Below are 17,643 nucleotides of genomic sequence, written 5' to 3'. Positions count from 1 at the left end.
TGGGATAGCATTTGTTTAATTAATAAAAGATTAAGGAATATCTGTGAATAATATCCCCGAAACCATCACGTTCTTTGAGCGTTTATTACCACTGGTTGTTTCCGGTGAAAAAGTGATCACCATTCGTGATGAAAGTGAGAGTCATTATGTACCAGGCTCAGTTGTCAAAGTCCACGCTTTAGAAACTGGCGAGTACTATACCGATATTGAGATACTTTCTGTTGAGTCACTGAACTACGATGATATTTCAGAGTATCACGCGACTCAAGAAGGGATGACATTAGAAACATTGAAAGCTTTAATTCGTGAAATTTACCCAACAGAAAATTGCCTATATGTTATTCATTACCGATTAACAACAGCAAACGCTTAATCACGATGACAGCTTTTTACTAGCTTAATAAAGGCTTTTGTGGCTGGAGAAGCATCACTGAGGTTATTAACTGCAAAGGCAATATCCCGAGTCACGCGGGGAATTAATGGTTTTACGACGATGTTGTTAATATTTTCGGGGATTGCGAGTTGAGCCACAATTGACACAGCTTCACCTCGAGCTACTAATGAAAAAGTGCTTAGAAGTTGGCGGGTTCTAAATTGAATCTTAGGAGTCAGCTTTTGTGCAGAGAATAAGCTCAGTACAACCTTTCCTGAGCCAGCTTGAGTTAGGTTAAAAGGATAATTGCATAACTGTTTTAAAGTAAGCCCCTCATGAATCGCTAATGGGTGGTTTAATGGCAATATGGCTACGTATTGATCTTGTTTCACAAGAAAAGTATCGAAACGTTCGTCTGGCAAGACGACAACGCCAACATCTACGCGTTTTTCTTGCAACCATTGAGTCACACTTTCGTCATCACCTTCATCAACAATGATTTGAATATCAGGGTATTGTTGACGAAATGCGGTCAATAATGGCGGCAGAATGTTAGTTGAAGAGCCTGGTCCAAAAGAACCAATCCGTAGTACACCTTTTTTCAATCCATTAGAGGCTTGGGCCTCTTGCCTCATGGTTTCCTGAAGACTCAATATGTGTTGTGCTCGGTTTAATAGGGTACAACCAATTTCTGTCAGCGTGATTTGGTTTTGTTCCCGCGTAAATAGCATGACATTTAAATCTTTTTCGAGTGATTTAATCGCATGGGAAACCGCAGATTGGGAAATCTTCAATGACATTGCCGCTAAGGTAAAGCTTTTAAGCTCAGCAACAAGGGTAAATATTTCCAATTGACTTAATGTCATGAGTAAAAGCTCATTTGCATATGATGATAGATAACCAATAACTTATCCATCTGATGTGGGCGAGTCAATAAATTGCATAATTTCTGATTGGAAGAGGTGAGTATTTTGAATAGGGTAATCCGCGATGGAATGAAAAATAATAAATACCTTAGACCGGTAAACATGATTGTGTTGCAAATGATCTGTGTCTCTATCTTATGGGGAGGAACATTTATTGCAGGAAGGGTGCTACAGTCTGATATATCTCCATTGCTTTCAGCTACAGTGCGATTTCTTTTTGCTAGCGTTTCATTAGTTATTTTGCTGAGTGTGACTCGTTTGGGTTGGAAGAAAATAAATATCCGTCAGTTTGCCCAAGTCTTGTTATTAGGGTGTAGTGGCATCTTTATTTATCAGGTACTTTTTTTCTATGGGTTACAGTTGATTCCGGCATCAAGAGCGGCCTTATTAGTCGCAATTAACCCCGCAATGATTGCACTAATATCATATTTATTATGGCGTGAAAAAATCACCTTAATGAAAGGCGTTGGTATTAGTTGCTGTGTATTAGGTGCAACGATATTACTCTCTGCAAAAACATCAGGGGTAAATGGATTTTTAACAAATCAAGGTGATATCGCTATATTAGGTTGTGTGGTGAGTTGGGGAATTTATACGGTTGCTGGTAGAAATATTATTCGAGAAATTGGTGCGATGCATACTGTTGCTTATGCTGTGTTATTAGGAACTTTACTGTTGATTATCGTGACGGGAATGGCAGGGCAATTAACAATAGAAGGGGTAGCTCATTTAACTAATACTGATATTGTTAGCTTGTTTTATTTAGGTGTTTTAGGTTCAGCACTGGCTTATATTTGGTATTACCAAGGTATTGATCAGTTAGGTGCAGCGAGTGCGGGGTCATTCATTGCACTGAATCCGTTGACAGCGGTAATAATAGGAGCGCTGTTTTTAAATGAAGAGATTACATTCTCTGCATTATTGGGGGGGATAGTGATTATCTTCGGGTTATGGGTAACGAATAAATCGCGAGTCTAAAATAGACGCTCTATGGAAATAACTGACCCCATAGAGCGATATTTATTATTTAATGGTTTTGTTGATTTCTGAATAAGCGAAAAGTGCTTGTGCTCCACCTGTATGAACGAATAATACAGGGGTTTTATCGGATGAATTATCTAAGTAATCAATCAAGCCAGCCATGGCTTTTCCTGTATAAACAGGATCAAGCAAGATCCCTTCTTTTTGTGCTAACAGCGCTATTGCATTCAAACCACTACGATTCGGCATGCCATACATGGGGGCGAAGAAATCATCCCAAAGAGTGATTTCGGGTGTTTTTTCGAGTTTCAGTAATTGCGCTAATTCGTTTTGCAATTTTTCAACTTTGGGTGCCTGATCTTGCTGTTTACGAGAAACTGTGACACCAATGAGTTGCGATGCTGGAAGCAATTCTTGCAGACCCATCGCTAAACCGGCGTGAGTTCCTGCGCTACCTGAAGCAACAATGATTTTATCAAACTCAATATTGGTTGGTTTTTGTTGGGCAATTTCAATGGCGCACTGGACATAACCCAATGCGCCAATTCCATTTGAACCACCGACTGGGACAATATAAGCGTCTTTAAGATCTAACGATTGAATCAATTCTGCCATTTGCGCTTGTGGGTCGGTTAATTCTTCACACATTACACATTGAGTGCCAAATAAGTCAGTGAGTAGTTTATTTCCATTATGCAGGAAATTGCTATCTTCACTTTGAATAGGGTTCTCTAATAAAGCGACACATTTTAAGCCAAACATAGCGGCAACAGCAGCCGTTTGGCGAACATGGTTAGATTGAATAGCACCCGCAGTGACAATAATTTTTGCATTTTGGGCTAAAGCATCAGCCATTAAAAACTCGAGCTTACGGAGTTTATTTCCGCCCATCGCCAACGGCGTCATATCATCACGTTTAATATAGATTTCTCGTCCATATAAACGTGACAAATTATCGAGTCGATTCAGTGGGGTCGATGCTTTAAGCAAGTCAACTTTCGCGAATTGAGTTAATGTTTGTTGAAGAGACATCTAAATTCCCCTGTATTAATTGGTAAACCCTAAATAGAGATAAATAGCCAGTACAAAGCTTGCGGTCACTAATGCATAAGGCATTTGAGTACGAATATGTTCTATATGGTCACAATCTGTGGCCATAGAAGCAACAATGGCATCTGCGGAAATAGGTGAGGTCATGTCGCCAAAGATTGATCCTGAAATTGCTGCCCCAATCATATATTCAATTGGCATACCAACGGATAAGCCTAATTGAACACCAATTGGGATCATAATGGCAAAGGTTCCCCATGAGGTTCCCGTCGCTAGAGACATGATGGCACTTATAATAAAAATAAAGCCAATAGAGAAACCCGGCGCCATAATACCTTGAGTGACCTCAGCAATATAAGCTCCAGTATTAAGTTCAGAGGATACATTACCCATTAAGAAAGCTAAAATCATGATAGAGCTGATTTTTAGCATACTGGCGTAGCCAATGAATAATTCCTTAAAGAAGTTATCGATATTTAATAGCCGTCTTCCGATAAACCAGCAAAAAGAAACAGCCGTACCAAACATAACTCCCCAATAAACGGAAGTAGACCCACTTCCTTTGCTGAAATCACCGTCGCCCGTAATATATAAGGCAACAGGAACCATTAATACAGTTGAAAGAATAGGAATAAAAAAATTCAGTGCCGAATATGCATTCGGGTGGTCGATAATTTCTTCTTCTTCATTTTTTAATGAGGATTTTGTTAATTTACCTGCGTTGAAATCTTGCTGATATTTTATTTCAGCCTTTTTCATTGGTCCCCAAGAAAAATTGGTGAATACATAAAATAAGATAGTCGCAAGCGATAGCCATGCCATTAAGTTGTAGCCAATAGATTTAATGAGAATATCGAAAGGTTCACCTGAAATAAGACCTTGGGAGATTTGTACACCTATTAGCCCCATAATAACCGCACCCCAACCATTAATAACAGCAGATGAGCAGACCGACACACAGGCAGTTTGAATAAGATAGGACATTTTTTCTGGCGCGACGCCATATTGTCTCGCTAAATTCTTAGTAGAGGCACCAGCTACTAGCTGGTTAATGGAGCTCTCAATAAAAATCAGGGATGTAATTACTATGGCGAGCAATTGTGTTGCTGTTCTATTTTTGATTAACTTTGTCTTATTAGTGAGTAACTGGACGAGGGCTCTAACCCCTCCGGTGACGACGACTAAACGCATGATCCCGCCAATCATGACCATAAAGACAATGGTACGTGTATTACCCGCCGAAGAAAATGTATCAATGATGCCGTCCACTGTTCCTCGAATACCGAGTAATAGGTTATGGTCATTAATAACAGTAAAACCAACTAAAATCCCTAGCATTAATGAAAGCATCACTTGGCGAGTGAGTATTGCCAAGAGAATTGTGACAATCGGTGTGATAATTGTCCAAATACCATAGTCGTGCATGTGTTTACCTTGGATATTTTTATAATATGAAAAGTTATTTGTAAATATCAGGAAATCATAGCATTGATGGGAGAGGGCTGTCGGTTATTTTCTTTGAATTGCAGTAGATTGTTACAAATTCCATATGAGTGGTCAGATAAACTGCAATGAGTCGTTATGAGGGAATTACGCTATCTGGTTAGGATAGCGTAATTCGGCAAGTCAAATACACGCTTGCCATTGCTCATAGGTAATACGGCTAATTTCTTCGATTTTTGTTTCACCGATTAATTCAATAAATTGCGGTGCTAATGTCGCGTAATATTGAAATCCACACTTTTCTTGCACAATTTTAGACTGTTGATTACCTTGAAAATATCCACACCATAAATTATCCATTTTAAGGTTTTTAAATCCGTGACGCATAATTTCACATAGAGCTTCTGGAATAAATCCTTTACCCCAAAATGGAACGCCGATCCAATAGCTTACTTCTGCATCATTATCGCCAATAGGAAAATTACTGTCTTTGCCAATGGATAAACCAATTAACCCAATTGCTTTGTTGTCTTCTTTCAATGCAACGGCAAATACACCATCACGCATAAAAATGGATTGAATAATTTCAGCACTTTCTTCAATGCTGTGATGAGGCGGCCAACCGGCAATAGGACCGATACGTTCATCTTTAGCGTAATGATACAGATTAGTGGCATCGCTCATCAGCCAAGGACGTAAAATCAGTCGTTCAGTATATAACACCATCATATTTCTCTTCGTTGTTGGGGGTAATTAACAAGACTTATTTTAGGTATTTATTTGTGGTATATAAGGGAAAAATCTCGTTAGTTTAGGTACTTTTGAAAACTAATGATAAGGAGCGAAATCCAGTAAGGTGAGTTTATATGCAAGATTTAAAACATCATCAATTAATATGGAGCGGCGTCGTATGTCTTGGGTCATCGACATTCGAGGAGCTACAAAATAGCGTAATATCGCCAGATTATGTGACGTTATGCATTGGTCGGCAGGGAATGGCTGTTTTTAATATTAATTTTAAACAGTATGCTTTACGTAAAGATGATTTATTTGTTCTATATGAAGATACATTCGTGATGCTACAAAAGCGCTCTAGGAACTTTATTGTTGATTACATTCATATTGACAAGGCTTTTGCCACAGATATTGCGTTTGTTTTACCAAGCTCGCTATTTGCTTTTTTTAATTTTCAGCCTCGATTATCGATGACATCGGCGCAAGCACGTTTATTTTCACATTGGTACGCACTATTTCGCTATTACCTGCAGGAACGTACAGAACATGGAAAGCTGCAATTGCGCCAGCATCTGCAAAACTTCTTTTTGGAAATCGCTAATCAAGTTGATCATTCTGGGGCTATTTTTAAAGAGGAACGTAGTCGTAAAGCTAAATTATGTTGGCAATTTTGGTCGCTAATCACACAGCATTGTAAGCAGCAACGGGATGTTAAATTTTACGCAAAACAACTGGCCATTACGCCATTTTATTTATCGCAAATCGTGAAGGATTTTTTTAATGATCCGCCCAAAGCTTTAATAGACAGGCAAGTGGTGTTAGAAATTAAAGCACAGCTCGAGAGAGGTATATTATCTATTCAAGGTATTGCGGATGAATTAAATTTTGAAGATACGTCATACTTATGCCGTTATTTTAAACGGCATACCGGAATGACATTAAGTGAATTTAGAAAAAGAAAACGAGGCACTTAGCTTGGTTCAATTTTGCTGATCGTTCGTCGAAAAAATACTGAAGAACAAACACAAGGCGCAGTCTGTACGGCGAATTAAAAAGCAAGGTTTGGAGTGTTAGGCATATAATAACCGAAGATACTGAGCATGGTGAAATCAGTAAAGGGTTAATATTATGACAACGAAGAATCAATGGATCACCGATGAGCAGCGCTGGAATGCGCTGAAAAACCGTGATAAATCGGCCGATGGCTATTTTGTATATGGTGTAAAAACGTCAAAAATTTATAACCACCCATCTGCGGCTGGTCGTTTACCGAATCGAGACAATGTGCTGTTTTTTGATAATGAGCAGCAAGCGATAGAGCAAGGGTTCCGTTCAGGAAAACGTCATCGTAATGAAATGTCACAGCAAGCTCAGTTTTATCAAGAAAAAATTGAGCTTGCTTGTCGGTATATAGAGCAAACGAATCAACAATTCACTTTAGCGGAGTTAGCCGAATATGTCGGTATTAGTCCATTTCATTTTCATCGGTTATTTAAATCTCAGGTGGGATTGACGCCTAAAGCTTATCGCGATGCCTATCGCCATCAGCAAGTGCAAGCTCAATTAGCTGAGAATGAACGGATTACGGATGCCATATATGATGCGGGTTTTCATTCAAATAGTCGTTTTTATGAAACGGCGACTGCGCGTTTAGGAATGACACCCACGGCATGGAAGTCCGGTGGAGATGGGCATCAAATTTATTTTGCCTTAGCGGTGTGCTCATTGGGAAATGTGCTTGTTGCACAGAGCTCAATCGGTATCTGTGCCATTTTATTGGGTGATGATCCAGAGTTGTTACTCAATGATTTACAAGATAAATTTCCTCATGCGCAATTGATTGGTGGAGATAAAGATTTCGATCAAGTTGTCGCAAATGTGATTGGATTTATAGAAGTCCCTGAAATAGGTCTTCATCTTCCGCTAGATATCCGAGGTACCGCTTTCCAACAGCGAGTATGGCAAGTTTTGAGAACCATTCCTGTTGGTAAAACAGTCAGTTATCGAGAAATCGCAGAAAAAATAGGTTCGCCTAAATCGGTTCGTGCTGTGGCGAATGCTTGCGGCGCTAATATGCTCGCAATCGCGATCCCTTGCCATCGTGTGGTAAGAAATGATGGCGCTTTATCTGGCTATCGGTGGGGAATTGATCGCAAACGCGCTTTATTATTAAAAGAATCCATCAGAAAATAAACATATTCATGATGAAAAAGATAATGCTGCGCCAATACAACAATTGTGCAGCAAATTTTAATATGAAAATTACATATTTATTTTTATTGGTTAATAGGATTATAAAGATAGCAGGTATTATTTGTTATGGTATGTGAAGCCTATTTTATATCCTTTAAAGATTAATTAAAATTAATTTTATTTCTTTGAATAACAAATTAGATTTTCTGGTTTTTGTATTTTTCATGTTTTTTCCTTAAAAATAAGTTCCTTATGCTTTTTAAAATAAACATAATTACTTGAACTAATATAAATTTAGGGTATGGCTTACCCTTTATGTTTTTTTCATATTCCATAAATAAAATCCTATCGTTGTATTTTGTTTATTTAGCATCGCATTAGAAATTAACTTAAAAAAGTGACAGATCTGATTTTTTGCAAAATACAGATCATCCAAGCGAAATTTGTATTACATTACAGTTACGGGATACGATGTTAAGGATATGAGAGCGATGCTTTATAAACAGATAGCCCAGATGCTTCAGAGCAAAATCCATCGAGGGGAGTTTCTTGGCGGAGAAAAAATGCCGTCTGTACGTGATATTAGCCGTTGTCATGATGTAAGCATTACCACTGTTCAGCTTGCTTATCGTGAACTGGAGCGATGTCAGCTCATTTATGCGGTACCGAAATCAGGTTATTTTGTGATCCCTGAAAAGGTAACAGCCCAGCTGCCTAAGGTGGCAAACTATATTCAAAAACCGGTTCATATTGATAAGTGGAATCCGACGATGGATTTCTTACGTGTAGAAGAGCGTGTCGGGGTGACATCACTTTCGTGTGCGGTACCGAATATTATGGGCAAAACCTTAGAGCCGTTATGGCAAGAAATGAATATGGTTGCGCGTCGTAAAAACCCCTTAACGCTGGAATATGATAGCTTACAAGGGCTTGCCGCACTAAGGGAGCAAATTTATCATGTGTCAGATTATCGCCAGTCATTTACCCCTGATGATATTGTGACAACGACTAGCGCACACCAGTCACTTTCAATTGCAATACAAGCGTGTACACAAGGAAATGATGTGGTCGCGGTGGAGTCTCCTACATTTCCGGGGTTATTGCAGACGTTGTATGGATTAGGTCGTAAAATTATTGAAATTCCTGTTGATCCTCAAACGGGAATTAATCTTGATAGGTTAGAAGAGGCATTTCAGTGTTGGTAAGTGAAAGCCGTGGTTGTAACACCGACATGTAATAATCCTATGGGCAGTATTATGCCGGAAAAAAATAAGCAAAAGCTGCTGGAAATAACCAATAAGTACCAAGGGACCGTGATCGAAAATGATTGCCTTGCGCCGCTTGCGTATACCTACCCACGCCCTTCAACAATTCAATCTCTGGATACTGATGGGCATGTGATTTTGTGTAGCTCATTTTCTAAAACGGTGGCACCGGGAACACGTACTGGTTGGATTATTCCCGGTAAATATAAAGAAAAAGTAATGCACTTAAAATACCTGTCCCATTGTTCGGGTGAGGTATTTATGCAGCAAGTAATGAGTAATTTTTTAAAAGAAGGGCATTATTTTTTGCATTTACGCCGAATGCGTCAGCAATACCGTGAATTACAGTGTCAATATCGTGAGTTAGTCGAAACGCATTTTCCAGCAAATACGCGGATCTCACGACCTCAAGGAGGATTTTCACTCTGGGTCGAGCATCCTGCTGTGGACAGTACAAAGCTGATGGATATTTTACATCGCAATAAAGTGACTGTATTGACAGGAGCACACTTTGCTGCTGGAGATTGTTACTCAAATCACTTACGTATTAATTATGCATCTGAGTTGATCCCAAGAAGGCGCAATGCTATCAAAATTTTGGGAGAAACTTTAAAAATGACCATGTTGAAATAGCAAAAAGAAACCCGCTAAATGGCTTATCATTTGCGGGTTTTATACAATCAAACAACGAGGCTTTGTTTGTTTTTTATCCGCATGCCATTAAGCATACTCAGCCACGCCAATACGGTGACAATCATTAAGATAATAAAGATGGAATAAGGCGCGAGTTCAGTGAGAACGAACCCTGTCATCATCGGATTAAACGCCCCGCCAAGTAGCCCTAGCGCTTGAGCTGAAAAATAGCTGGATTTCATACCTTCAGGCGCAATGCTATCAATTAACATGTATTCTCCTGGGGCATAAATTAATTCACCCAGCGTGAAAATAAATGACCCTAATGCCCATAAATAGAGGTTATCACCTGAGCCCATAAAGACAGCTAATCCCCCCAAAAAGAATAGGCTACCTAAGGTCATTAAACGCCTCAAATTGTCGGGTGTAATGCGTTTTCCAACCGCATATTGCAATGTCACCACGACGACGGCATTGACGGGTAAGATGACACCAATAACGGCTTGCGCGAAATCACTGTTAGCAACGGTGATGACGTATTGGGAAATCCACGTAGTAAATGAACCGAATACCAAGGAACCAAGAAAGGTTGAGAGAATGAACCAAGCTAATGCACGGTCGTGAAGCATCGCCTTAGGGTTCCACACTCGCGGCTGACCATCAACATGGCTAGCAGGTTTGGTGCTTTGAACAAAACGTTGAATAAAGAATATCGGTGCAGCTGCTGAAACGGCGGCTAACCAAAAAGGTAAATTAATGCTGTACATTAATAGCCATGTCCCGATAGGGGGGCCTACCGTCCAGCCGATATTAATAAAGGTATAGTTGAGCGAAAAAACTTTAGTTTTTAAGGATAAAGCGAGTGTATCGGCGAAATAGCCTTTTAAAACTGTCGAAAAGACGGAATAAGAGCAGTTAATGAGTGAGAAAAAGATAATAACTAGCAGGGCATTATTCATTAATGGAATGGCGATGAAGCCACAAATAAAGGCGAATACGGCAATGAGCATGCAGCGTTTTTTATCGACTCTGTCCGCCAGCATGCCAAATCCCATACTAAATAAGACTCCCACCGTTAACGCGATGGTCATGGCAATACCAACAATATCGATGGCCATGTGATACTGACGTGTTAAATAAATCGCCATAAATGGCAAGGTCGCGCCACGGCCAATGGTTAATAGCAATGAAGATGCGAGCAGTGCAGTATTAGAGATATTGGATTTAGAAAACATGGCTCACGACCTAGGAAGACAATAATTGTTATAAAAATGTTTTATGTAATTTAGTGCTATAAAATACCTAAAATTTCAGCCCCAAGAAATGGCTTATTAGGGGCGAAAATCAAAACAATATTTTGATCATGCTATTGTGCCATTGCCAATCAATTATCTGGCTAGAGAAGGGCGAAACATCGATAGCAGAGTTATCTGCTATCGGCTTAACTGCATAAAAAATAAATTAATTATTTAGTATTGTTCATTTTGACAGGCATATAAACAAGGCAGGGATTTCCCTTTTCAATATCAAAGGAGAGCGGGGAATCGTATTGTTGAGTACAAGCTTGATAGAGAGTATCTGATATACCAACATTGTGTTTTTAGTCAGTGTTGTGTATGCCAAGATTTGATGAAAAAAGAGTCACCTTATTTAGGATGGGTCAGAATTATAAAAAAGAGCGCAATAGATGCGCTCTTTTGTTCAACCAACGATTTATAATGATGCGATGTAAATTCGGCGGCTGACTTCTGGGGTAATGTCGCGATGTTCGCCTAGGGTCACCATGCTATGTGCCACCAAGCTGTTCACTAATGGCTCAACAACATCTTGATTGAGTTGGTAATCTTTAAAGCGAGTTTTAACTTGCATTGATTCGAAAAAGTCTCTTGTTAATTCAATGGCTTTGAGCGCTTTTTCTTTTTCGCTACCTTCACGGATATCCCAAACGCGTTCTGCGTATTGTGCCATTTTCGCTTGTTTCTGTGGCAGTTTTTCTTCCATTAACGAAGGCAGAACAATGGCTAATGTTTGGGCATGATCTAAACCGTAGAGAACCGTAATTTCATGTCCTAACATATGGGTAGCCCAGTCTTGCGGGACACCTGCACCAATTAAACCATTTAAGGCGAGCGTGGCTGTCCACATGAGATTGGCGCGGACATCATAATTGGTTGGGTTAGCTAGCGCTTTCGGTCCAATATCGATTAAGGTTCTGAGCAAACCTTCGGCAAAGGCATCTTGAACATTCGCATTCACAGGATAGGTGAGGTATTGCTCGATAACATGGACAAAGGCATCCACCACACCATTACTGATTTGGCGAGGTGGCAATGTATAGGTTTTTACAGGATCTAAAATAGAAAATTGAGGGAAAACTTTGTCACTCATGAAGGCGAGTTTCGCGTGGAGTTCTTCGCGAGTGATCACAGAGCCTTTATTCATTTCAGAGCCAGTTGCCGGAAGTGTCAAAACAGTACCAAATGGTAATGCGTGCTGAATAGTCGCCCCTCCACTGGTCACCACTTCCCATTTATCACCCGCATAATTGACGGCAGCAGCGATAAATTTAGTACCATCAATGACAGAGCCACCACCGACAGCCAGCAAAAAATCGTAGCCTTCATTTTCAATGAGGGCGACAGCTTTGATTAACGTTTCATAGCGTGGATTGGCTTCAATACCGCCAAAATAACCAATTTGACGATTTTTTAAGGCACTAGTGACTTCATCAAGGGTACCGTTTTTGCGGGCGCTTTCGCCACCATATAGCACAAGAACTTTTGCAGTTTCAGGGACCAGCCTGTCCAGTTCACCAATTTTGCCTTCACCAAAAACAATACGTGTTGGATTGTAAAACTCAAAATTATTCATATACAAACCTTAGTTGGGAATTGAAGGAGATGTCATTTGGCATCGGTGAGAGTTGAAAATATTTTATTAGTATACACGTGGGATTATTCAAATTCTGATCAAAAAGTTTGGTAATGGATGATTTTATGTATCCGATAGACCGCATTAAATGCTTAATGAACAGATTGACTTTGGCTATACCTCGATCAATATTTAATTCATTCAAATGAAATAATATTGATGAGAAGGAAATACTAATGAATACAAGAATACCCGCTGCATTGACTCTTAAAGAGCGAGATAGACGGTGGGAACTGGCTCGCCAGATAATGAGAGAGAATAACCTTGAAGTTTTAATGGTATACGGTGATCGCGAGTCCGCGGCACCAGCGCCATTTTGTATCGACCATTACTTTACCAATGATAGATTAGGTTCAGTGGTGCTGTTTCACCAAGATAAGCCTCCTGTTGTTGTGACATTCGCGCCAATGATGGTAGCGGATCATATGCAAGCTTCTTTGCGCCACGATATGCAATGGATTGCAGCAGAGCAGATTATGGTCGGAAAGACGGGGAGAAACATTGGTAATATTCTGCTTCAGCTAGGTGTTGCATCCTATACGCGTATCGGGGTCATTGGTCTTGAACCTTATCCCCCATTTTATTTTGATGGAGCGATGCCGTTTAATACGTTGTCTGGTATTAAGGAGCAGTTACCTAATGTGAGTTTTATTCCTGTTTATAAAGCGTTTTTCCAGCTTGCATCCATCAAAAGTGATGAAGAAATTGCCCATATTAAACATGCCGCGATGATAGGAGAGGCCATGAGTGAAGCGATGCGTAAAACGGCGGTTCCGGGCAATACAGAGGCAGATATTGCAGCCGCCGTCACGTCAACATGTTTATCTCGGGGAGGCTTTACGGCAGAAATTTTGATGGGTTCAGGACCGGAATATATTGGGTGGGGACAGCCAGCATGGCAATACCGCTCACAAAAACCGCGAGAGATTCAATATGGGGATATTGTATTAACTGAAATTTTTGCTCTATATGGGATGTATGAAACTCAACATCAAGCCGCGGTTGCCGTCGGTAAAGTGCATCCCAACATTGAGCGAGCAGCCCAAGTTTCTCGAGAGTGTTATGAAATCGGTGTTGAAAACCTAAAAGAGGGGGTTACCTTCGGAGAGTTGGTCGACAAAATGGAACAGCCTTTATTAAAGGCAAAAGGTTGGCATGTTCATCCGCTTATTCATAGCATTAATCCTTATGGGCCTATTGGTTTTGGTACTGCACCAGGAATTGAAGTATTACCGCTAGCTCAAAAATATGGGCATATTAGTCGATTACCTAATCCTGGGCGTGATTTAGTATTAAAAGCAGGCATGACATTCGCGTTTGAGCCTAATTGCGCCTTTGATTATCATTTATGTAATCTTGGCGGTACGGTTATTGTGGGAAAAGAGAAAGGAATAGAATTAAATAATAATTCGACTCATTTAATGCGTGCTGACGTATAATGTTGTTACATTCGATGTAATTAGGATCCTCAGCTGCATATGACAGAAATGAATAAAAACACGCTTTCTTCTGAACTGACGAAAGAAAAATTAGTGAACGAAGGCATCAAGCAATTTGCACTTTACGGAATTAATGGTGTTCGGACTCGTCAATTGGCTGAAAGCGCAGGGGTTAATCAATCCGCTATCCCTTATCATATGGGAGGGAAGCTGGGTGTCTATGCAGCTGTTATTCGTAAGATTGCAACAGATCTGGCTCAAATGAGTAATGTAAGTACATTTGATGTGCAATTTGAGGAATTAAAGGGGCAAGCAGATTATGAGGCGGTACAGGTTGAATCGTTACTCCGTTTATTAATGAAAGGGCTGGGTTTAGCGTTATTATCCCCAGAACATGAATATTATTCTATATTAATTCTTCGTGAGCAGTTGGAACCCACTGAAAACGCGGATATTATCTTTAAGGAATTTATTGAGCCTTTCCATTCTCGCTTAACGTTGTTGATTCAATTTATCACCCAAGAAGAGCAACATTCGGCAATTATTTCAGCTCATGCTCTAATTGGTCAAATTTTAGGGTTTGTGATTGCGAAAAAATCATTATTAAAACGTTTAAATCAAGATCGTATTGATGCACATTTATTGGATGAAATCTTAGAACAAGTCAGCTTATTTGCGTGCAATGCGATCATACCGCGTTAATTTTTAACTTACATCATGTTAATTTTAAGCCGTTGCATTAAGATGATTAAGGTAACATTACGTTTAATCATCAAAGGTAAACAGTCATATTATGCGGCGGTTCATTCATTTAGATCTTCCTCCAGAACCTGTTATTAATGATAAGTGTGTTCATAAACGCCTGAAAAATAGTGTGTGTAATAATTGTGCTAACAGTTGTCCTGTTGGCGCGATTTCTTTCGGTTTTATGGATGCCAAAATTGATAATGAGCTATGTTATCAATGTGGTAACTGCCTGTTTACGTGTCCAGTCGATGCAATTGAAAATATTGAACCTCACGAACGAACCTACCAAAATGGCGTTCTTGTTATCAGTCATGATGAGCCACTCGCCAGTCCAGAAGAATTGATTGTTTGGCATCGTCAATATGCAATTAGAGGCATGCAGATCCCCAGACCATTAGTCGATAAATGGCTGCCTGCGTTAGCGGCATTAAATTTAAAACTGGAAACGTTGCAAGAGCCTATTTGGCGCTTGATGATCACGGAACCTGCCGAAGTGGACAGCGGGCGTCGTAGAATGCTTTTTCGTCAAAAACTAGATAATCAGCCCTTAGACAGCGGTAAGGTAAAGACAGGTTTAAATGCCAGAAAACAGTTTTATCCTGAAGATAGCTGGTTTCATGTTGAATTAGATACGGCAAGTTGTATTTTGTGTGGTGCCTGTGCCAAAGTGTGTGATGAACAAGCCATTGAAATTGAAAATCATCAATTTAGCATAGACGATAAGCGCTGTACGGGGTGTATGAGCTGCCAAGTTGTTTGTTTTCCACAATCTATCCATGTTCATGCACATGTTGCGAAAAATAGTGAACCTACCCAGTTCCATTATTATGACGGGACATGCCAAAAGTGCCAGTTGCCATTTTCCACATGGACCTCACAAGAAACCCTATGCCCAATATGCGCGCAGCATAAAAAGCAAGGTTGGTTATAATTAGCGCCTTTTATTCATAAAAAAGCGCCACGATCTGGGCGCTTAATGTCATCCTATTTTTATTAATTGTCTTGCATATTCTCAATGATCATTTCGGCAATTTGAGGATTTAATGCGGATGGGGTATCGTGCCCCATGCCTTCAATCACTTCTAATTTTGCCGTTTCAATATTGTCGAAAATATCTTGCCCAGAAGTGACCGGAAATAGTGGGTCAGCAGAGCCGTGGATCACTAATGTTGGCGCGGTAATTGTGCTTAAATGTGGTCTTAAATCTCCAGTTACTGCAACGGCAGCGAGCTGTCGCTTAGTGCCTTCAGGGGAATAGTTACGCTGGAAGGCTTGTACAATATAATTACGGCAATTTTCTTCATCAAATGGAACACAAGTCGAGGCGATCCGGCGATTAAATGCAATTTGCCCCGCAATATAGCCTTCAAAGTCCTGCTTAGGATCAACACCCGGTGACATCAACATTTGCATGACGTCCGGTTCGCCTTGCGGTAACTGAGGGTTACCCGTTGATGACATAATTGGGCAGAGCGAAAGAATACGCTCTGGTACTTTTGATGCAACCACTTGCGCTATCATGCCGCCCATTGAGCGACCGACAACATGGGCTTTTTCAATCGATAATTGATCTAACAATCCAATGATATCATCTGCCATCTCAAATAAGGTGTAGGGAACATCAACCTGTTCACCACGTTGTAAGCGTTCGGATAACTCTTTTATATTCAGTGGTGGATAATTATCTAAATGTGGTGATAAGCCGGCATCGCGGTTATCGGGGCGAATAATATAAAAACCAGCGTCGGCAATTTGTTGGCAAAATTCCGAGGTCCAACTAATATTATGCCCACCTAAACCAGCGATAAGGATGACGGCTGGATTAGCAGGTTGACCAAACGTGTCGTAATACAATGATAATGGTGTTGTCTCTGTCATTTTATTTCCCTATTTTTGGTGATAGTTATTTATGCAATAACTCAGCGAGAAAGGCGAGTGCTAAAAAAAACAATCACTATTAATTTAAGCTCCATTTACTTTTGTTTATCAATGATAAACAAAAGTAGTTCAAGCAACCAAGTAAACCTTTTTCAGCAAAATTGAAGGGGAAAGGTATTTACCCGCTGGGGGCTTTGTTAGTGGGTACAGCCATACAACAAAAGCAGTTGTACCCGATATTGCGCGAACTTTCATACCAATAATCATCTGTTTGTGCTTTTTATCCCACCCAACGTTATTGACCGACCGTTAAAAGTGAACTATTTCCTCGTATCTATTGATGAATTTTGGCAAGGAAAAGCTATCTGGGAGTCTTAACTGTCTTTCTTGGCGTACAAATAAACAGACGCACGGGAAACACCAAGATGTTGTGCGATAGTATCCATGGATTTTTTAATATCAAGAAGACCTTCTTTGCGTAATAGCTCAATAAGAGCAACACGATCATCCGCTTTGAGCGTACGCGGAGTTGCCGCAATAGAAGCGGCATACTGGTCGATACGAGCACGAATGGCCTCACTACCATTTGGCTCTAAATGTTCTTTTACTGGGCTACATCCGACTTCGGTAAACTGTGAAAGCATGCTTTGCATATTTCGAAATTGCGTCATATCTAAATTGAGGCACAGTGCCGCAACGTATTGACCTGTTTCATCTTTGATACCAATGGAGGTGCTTTTAGCAGGGCGTCCATCCGGAAATTGGTTCGCATAATTAGTGATGATATTGGGAAAGTCAGCAGATTCAATACGTGCAAGCCCCAACTCGGTGGTTGCTTCTCCTTCTTTACGTCCAGAAAGGTTGTTATGAATGGAGATAATCGAATGCTCAGGGTTTTTGAGATCATGCACGACGACCTCACAAAAAGGGGCAAAGGTCTCACTCAATCCTTGTGCAATGGCCTCAATTTGAGCCAATAAACTGTTTTCTTTTGGTTTTGCCACGACTATACCCCTTCGTCTATTTTGGATATCTCTTTAAATTCTAAA

The 17,643-nt window shown here is 40.1% G+C and carries 15 protein-coding genes and 1 pseudogene; 8 read left to right on the top strand and 8 right to left on the bottom strand.

Going from position 1 to position 17,643, the window contains the following annotated elements:
- Positions 1–43 precede the first annotated feature (43 nt).
- Complete coding sequence (yqfB, locus tag PR766_RS05215) at positions 44–373, top strand: N(4)-acetylcytidine aminohydrolase (RefSeq protein ID WP_036963642.1); 330 nt, start codon at positions 44–46, stop codon at positions 371–373.
- Here the strand turns inward: yqfB and PR766_RS05210 are convergent.
- Positions 370–1,239 (bottom strand): LysR family transcriptional regulator, encoded by an 870-nt coding sequence (locus PR766_RS05210; RefSeq protein WP_036965727.1) that lies wholly within the window; start codon positions 1,237–1,239, stop codon positions 370–372. The genes yqfB and PR766_RS05210 overlap by 4 nt on opposite strands.
- Positions 1,240–1,368: 129 nt before the next feature.
- On the opposite strand from PR766_RS05210, the gene PR766_RS05205 reads away from it, so the two are divergent.
- The gene (locus PR766_RS05205; RefSeq protein WP_036963647.1) at positions 1,369–2,277 is read left to right on the top strand and encodes a DMT family transporter; all 909 of its coding nucleotides are present in this window, start codon (positions 1,369–1,371) and stop codon (positions 2,275–2,277) included.
- Between the two features lie 45 nt (positions 2,278–2,322).
- Here PR766_RS05205 and PR766_RS05200 read toward each other — a convergent pair whose 3' ends face one another.
- The 3 genes from PR766_RS05200 to PR766_RS05190 form a co-directional block, all read right to left on the bottom strand.
- Positions 2,323–3,312, bottom strand: a complete 990-nt coding sequence (locus PR766_RS05200) for a D-cysteine desulfhydrase (protein ID WP_036963649.1) — start codon at positions 3,310–3,312, stop codon at positions 2,323–2,325.
- 15 nt (positions 3,313–3,327) lie between these two features.
- The gene (locus PR766_RS05195) at positions 3,328–4,755 is read right to left on the bottom strand and encodes a Na+/H+ antiporter NhaC family protein (protein WP_154601152.1); all 1,428 of its coding nucleotides are present in this window, start codon (positions 4,753–4,755) and stop codon (positions 3,328–3,330) included.
- Between the two features lie 201 nt (positions 4,756–4,956).
- Positions 4,957–5,502, bottom strand: coding sequence for a GNAT family N-acetyltransferase (locus PR766_RS05190; protein WP_179896302.1), 546 nt, complete (start codon positions 5,500–5,502; stop codon positions 4,957–4,959).
- Positions 5,503–5,639: 137 nt separating this feature from the next.
- On the opposite strand from PR766_RS05190, the gene PR766_RS05185 reads away from it, so the two are divergent.
- The 3 genes and pseudogenes from PR766_RS05185 to PR766_RS05175 all read left to right on the top strand — a co-directional run bounded on the left by PR766_RS05185 (position 5,640) and on the right by PR766_RS05175 (position 9,599).
- Entirely contained in the window at positions 5,640–6,482 is an 843-nt protein-coding gene (locus PR766_RS05185) for an AraC family transcriptional regulator (protein WP_006661753.1), read from the top strand.
- A gap of 154 nt (positions 6,483–6,636) precedes the next feature.
- Positions 6,637–7,701, top strand: coding sequence for a bifunctional DNA-binding transcriptional regulator/O6-methylguanine-DNA methyltransferase Ada (gene ada / locus PR766_RS05180; RefSeq protein WP_154636605.1), 1,065 nt, complete (start codon positions 6,637–6,639; stop codon positions 7,699–7,701).
- A 482-nt stretch (positions 7,702–8,183) separates the two neighbouring features.
- A pseudogene (locus PR766_RS05175) lies at positions 8,184–9,599 on the top strand (aminotransferase-like domain-containing protein).
- A 47-nt stretch (positions 9,600–9,646) separates the two neighbouring features.
- Here the strand turns inward: PR766_RS05175 and ydeE are convergent.
- Together ydeE and PR766_RS05165 are read right to left on the bottom strand one after the other, a co-directional pair.
- The gene (gene ydeE / locus PR766_RS05170; protein WP_006661751.1) at positions 9,647–10,834 is read right to left on the bottom strand and encodes an efflux MFS transporter YdeE; all 1,188 of its coding nucleotides are present in this window, start codon (positions 10,832–10,834) and stop codon (positions 9,647–9,649) included.
- A gap of 478 nt (positions 10,835–11,312) precedes the next feature.
- Positions 11,313–12,470, bottom strand: a complete 1,158-nt coding sequence (locus tag PR766_RS05165; RefSeq protein WP_036963659.1) for an iron-containing alcohol dehydrogenase — start codon at positions 12,468–12,470, stop codon at positions 11,313–11,315.
- Between the two features lie 236 nt (positions 12,471–12,706).
- On the opposite strand from PR766_RS05165, the gene PR766_RS05160 reads away from it, so the two are divergent.
- The 3 genes from PR766_RS05160 to PR766_RS05150 all read left to right on the top strand — a co-directional run bounded on the left by PR766_RS05160 (position 12,707) and on the right by PR766_RS05150 (position 15,647).
- Positions 12,707–13,969 carry a M24 family metallopeptidase gene (locus PR766_RS05160; protein ID WP_154636604.1) on the top strand — a complete coding sequence of 421 codons (1,263 nt, stop codon included), beginning with the start codon at positions 12,707–12,709 and terminating at the stop codon, positions 13,967–13,969.
- Between the two features lie 39 nt (positions 13,970–14,008).
- Entirely contained in the window at positions 14,009–14,671 is a 663-nt protein-coding gene (locus PR766_RS05155) for a CerR family C-terminal domain-containing protein (RefSeq protein ID WP_006659827.1), read from the top strand.
- A 91-nt stretch (positions 14,672–14,762) separates the two neighbouring features.
- Entirely contained in the window at positions 14,763–15,647 is an 885-nt protein-coding gene (locus PR766_RS05150; RefSeq protein WP_006661748.1) for a 4Fe-4S binding protein, read from the top strand.
- Positions 15,648–15,709: 62 nt separating this feature from the next.
- Here PR766_RS05150 and PR766_RS05145 read toward each other — a convergent pair whose 3' ends face one another.
- Positions 15,710–16,594 carry an alpha/beta fold hydrolase gene (locus PR766_RS05145; RefSeq protein ID WP_036979383.1) on the bottom strand — a complete coding sequence of 295 codons (885 nt, stop codon included), beginning with the start codon at positions 16,592–16,594 and terminating at the stop codon, positions 15,710–15,712.
- A 374-nt stretch (positions 16,595–16,968) separates the two neighbouring features.
- The gene (locus PR766_RS05140) at positions 16,969–17,598 is read right to left on the bottom strand and encodes a helix-turn-helix transcriptional regulator (protein WP_006659823.1); all 630 of its coding nucleotides are present in this window, start codon (positions 17,596–17,598) and stop codon (positions 16,969–16,971) included.
- Positions 17,599–17,643 lie beyond the last annotated feature (45 nt).

This window comes from Providencia sp. PROV208, assembly GCF_028479465.1.
Taxonomy (GTDB): domain Bacteria; phylum Pseudomonadota; class Gammaproteobacteria; order Enterobacterales; family Enterobacteriaceae; genus Providencia; species Providencia alcalifaciens.
The sequence above is the reverse complement of the archived record's forward strand: the minus strand, read 5'-3'. Positions and strand labels throughout refer to the sequence as shown.

Coding starts and splice junctions, on each gene's coding strand:
- PR766_RS05205 (WP_036963647.1), top strand. CDS start 1,369: ATGAAAAATAATAAATACCTTAGACCGGTAAACATGATTGTGTTGCAA.
- PR766_RS05210 (WP_036965727.1), bottom strand. CDS start 1,239: ATGACATTAAGTCAATTGGAAATATTTACCCTTGTTGCTGAGCTTAAA.
- PR766_RS05155 (WP_006659827.1), top strand. CDS start 14,009: ATGACAGAAATGAATAAAAACACGCTTTCTTCTGAACTGACGAAAGAA.
- PR766_RS05150 (WP_006661748.1), top strand. CDS start 14,763: ATGCGGCGGTTCATTCATTTAGATCTTCCTCCAGAACCTGTTATTAAT.
- PR766_RS05165 (WP_036963659.1), bottom strand. CDS start 12,470: ATGAATAATTTTGAGTTTTACAATCCAACACGTATTGTTTTTGGTGAA.
- PR766_RS05195 (WP_154601152.1), bottom strand. CDS start 4,755: ATGCACGACTATGGTATTTGGACAATTATCACACCGATTGTCACAATT.
- PR766_RS05185 (WP_006661753.1), top strand. CDS start 5,640: ATGCAAGATTTAAAACATCATCAATTAATATGGAGCGGCGTCGTATGT.
- PR766_RS05160 (WP_154636604.1), top strand. CDS start 12,707: ATGAATACAAGAATACCCGCTGCATTGACTCTTAAAGAGCGAGATAGA.
- PR766_RS05145 (WP_036979383.1), bottom strand. CDS start 16,594: ATGACAGAGACAACACCATTATCATTGTATTACGACACGTTTGGTCAA.
- PR766_RS05200 (WP_036963649.1), bottom strand. CDS start 3,312: ATGTCTCTTCAACAAACATTAACTCAATTCGCGAAAGTTGACTTGCTT.
- PR766_RS05190 (WP_179896302.1), bottom strand. CDS start 5,502: ATGATGGTGTTATATACTGAACGACTGATTTTACGTCCTTGGCTGATG.
- ydeE (WP_006661751.1), bottom strand. CDS start 10,834: ATGTTTTCTAAATCCAATATCTCTAATACTGCACTGCTCGCATCTTCA.
- ada (WP_154636605.1), top strand. CDS start 6,637: ATGACAACGAAGAATCAATGGATCACCGATGAGCAGCGCTGGAATGCG.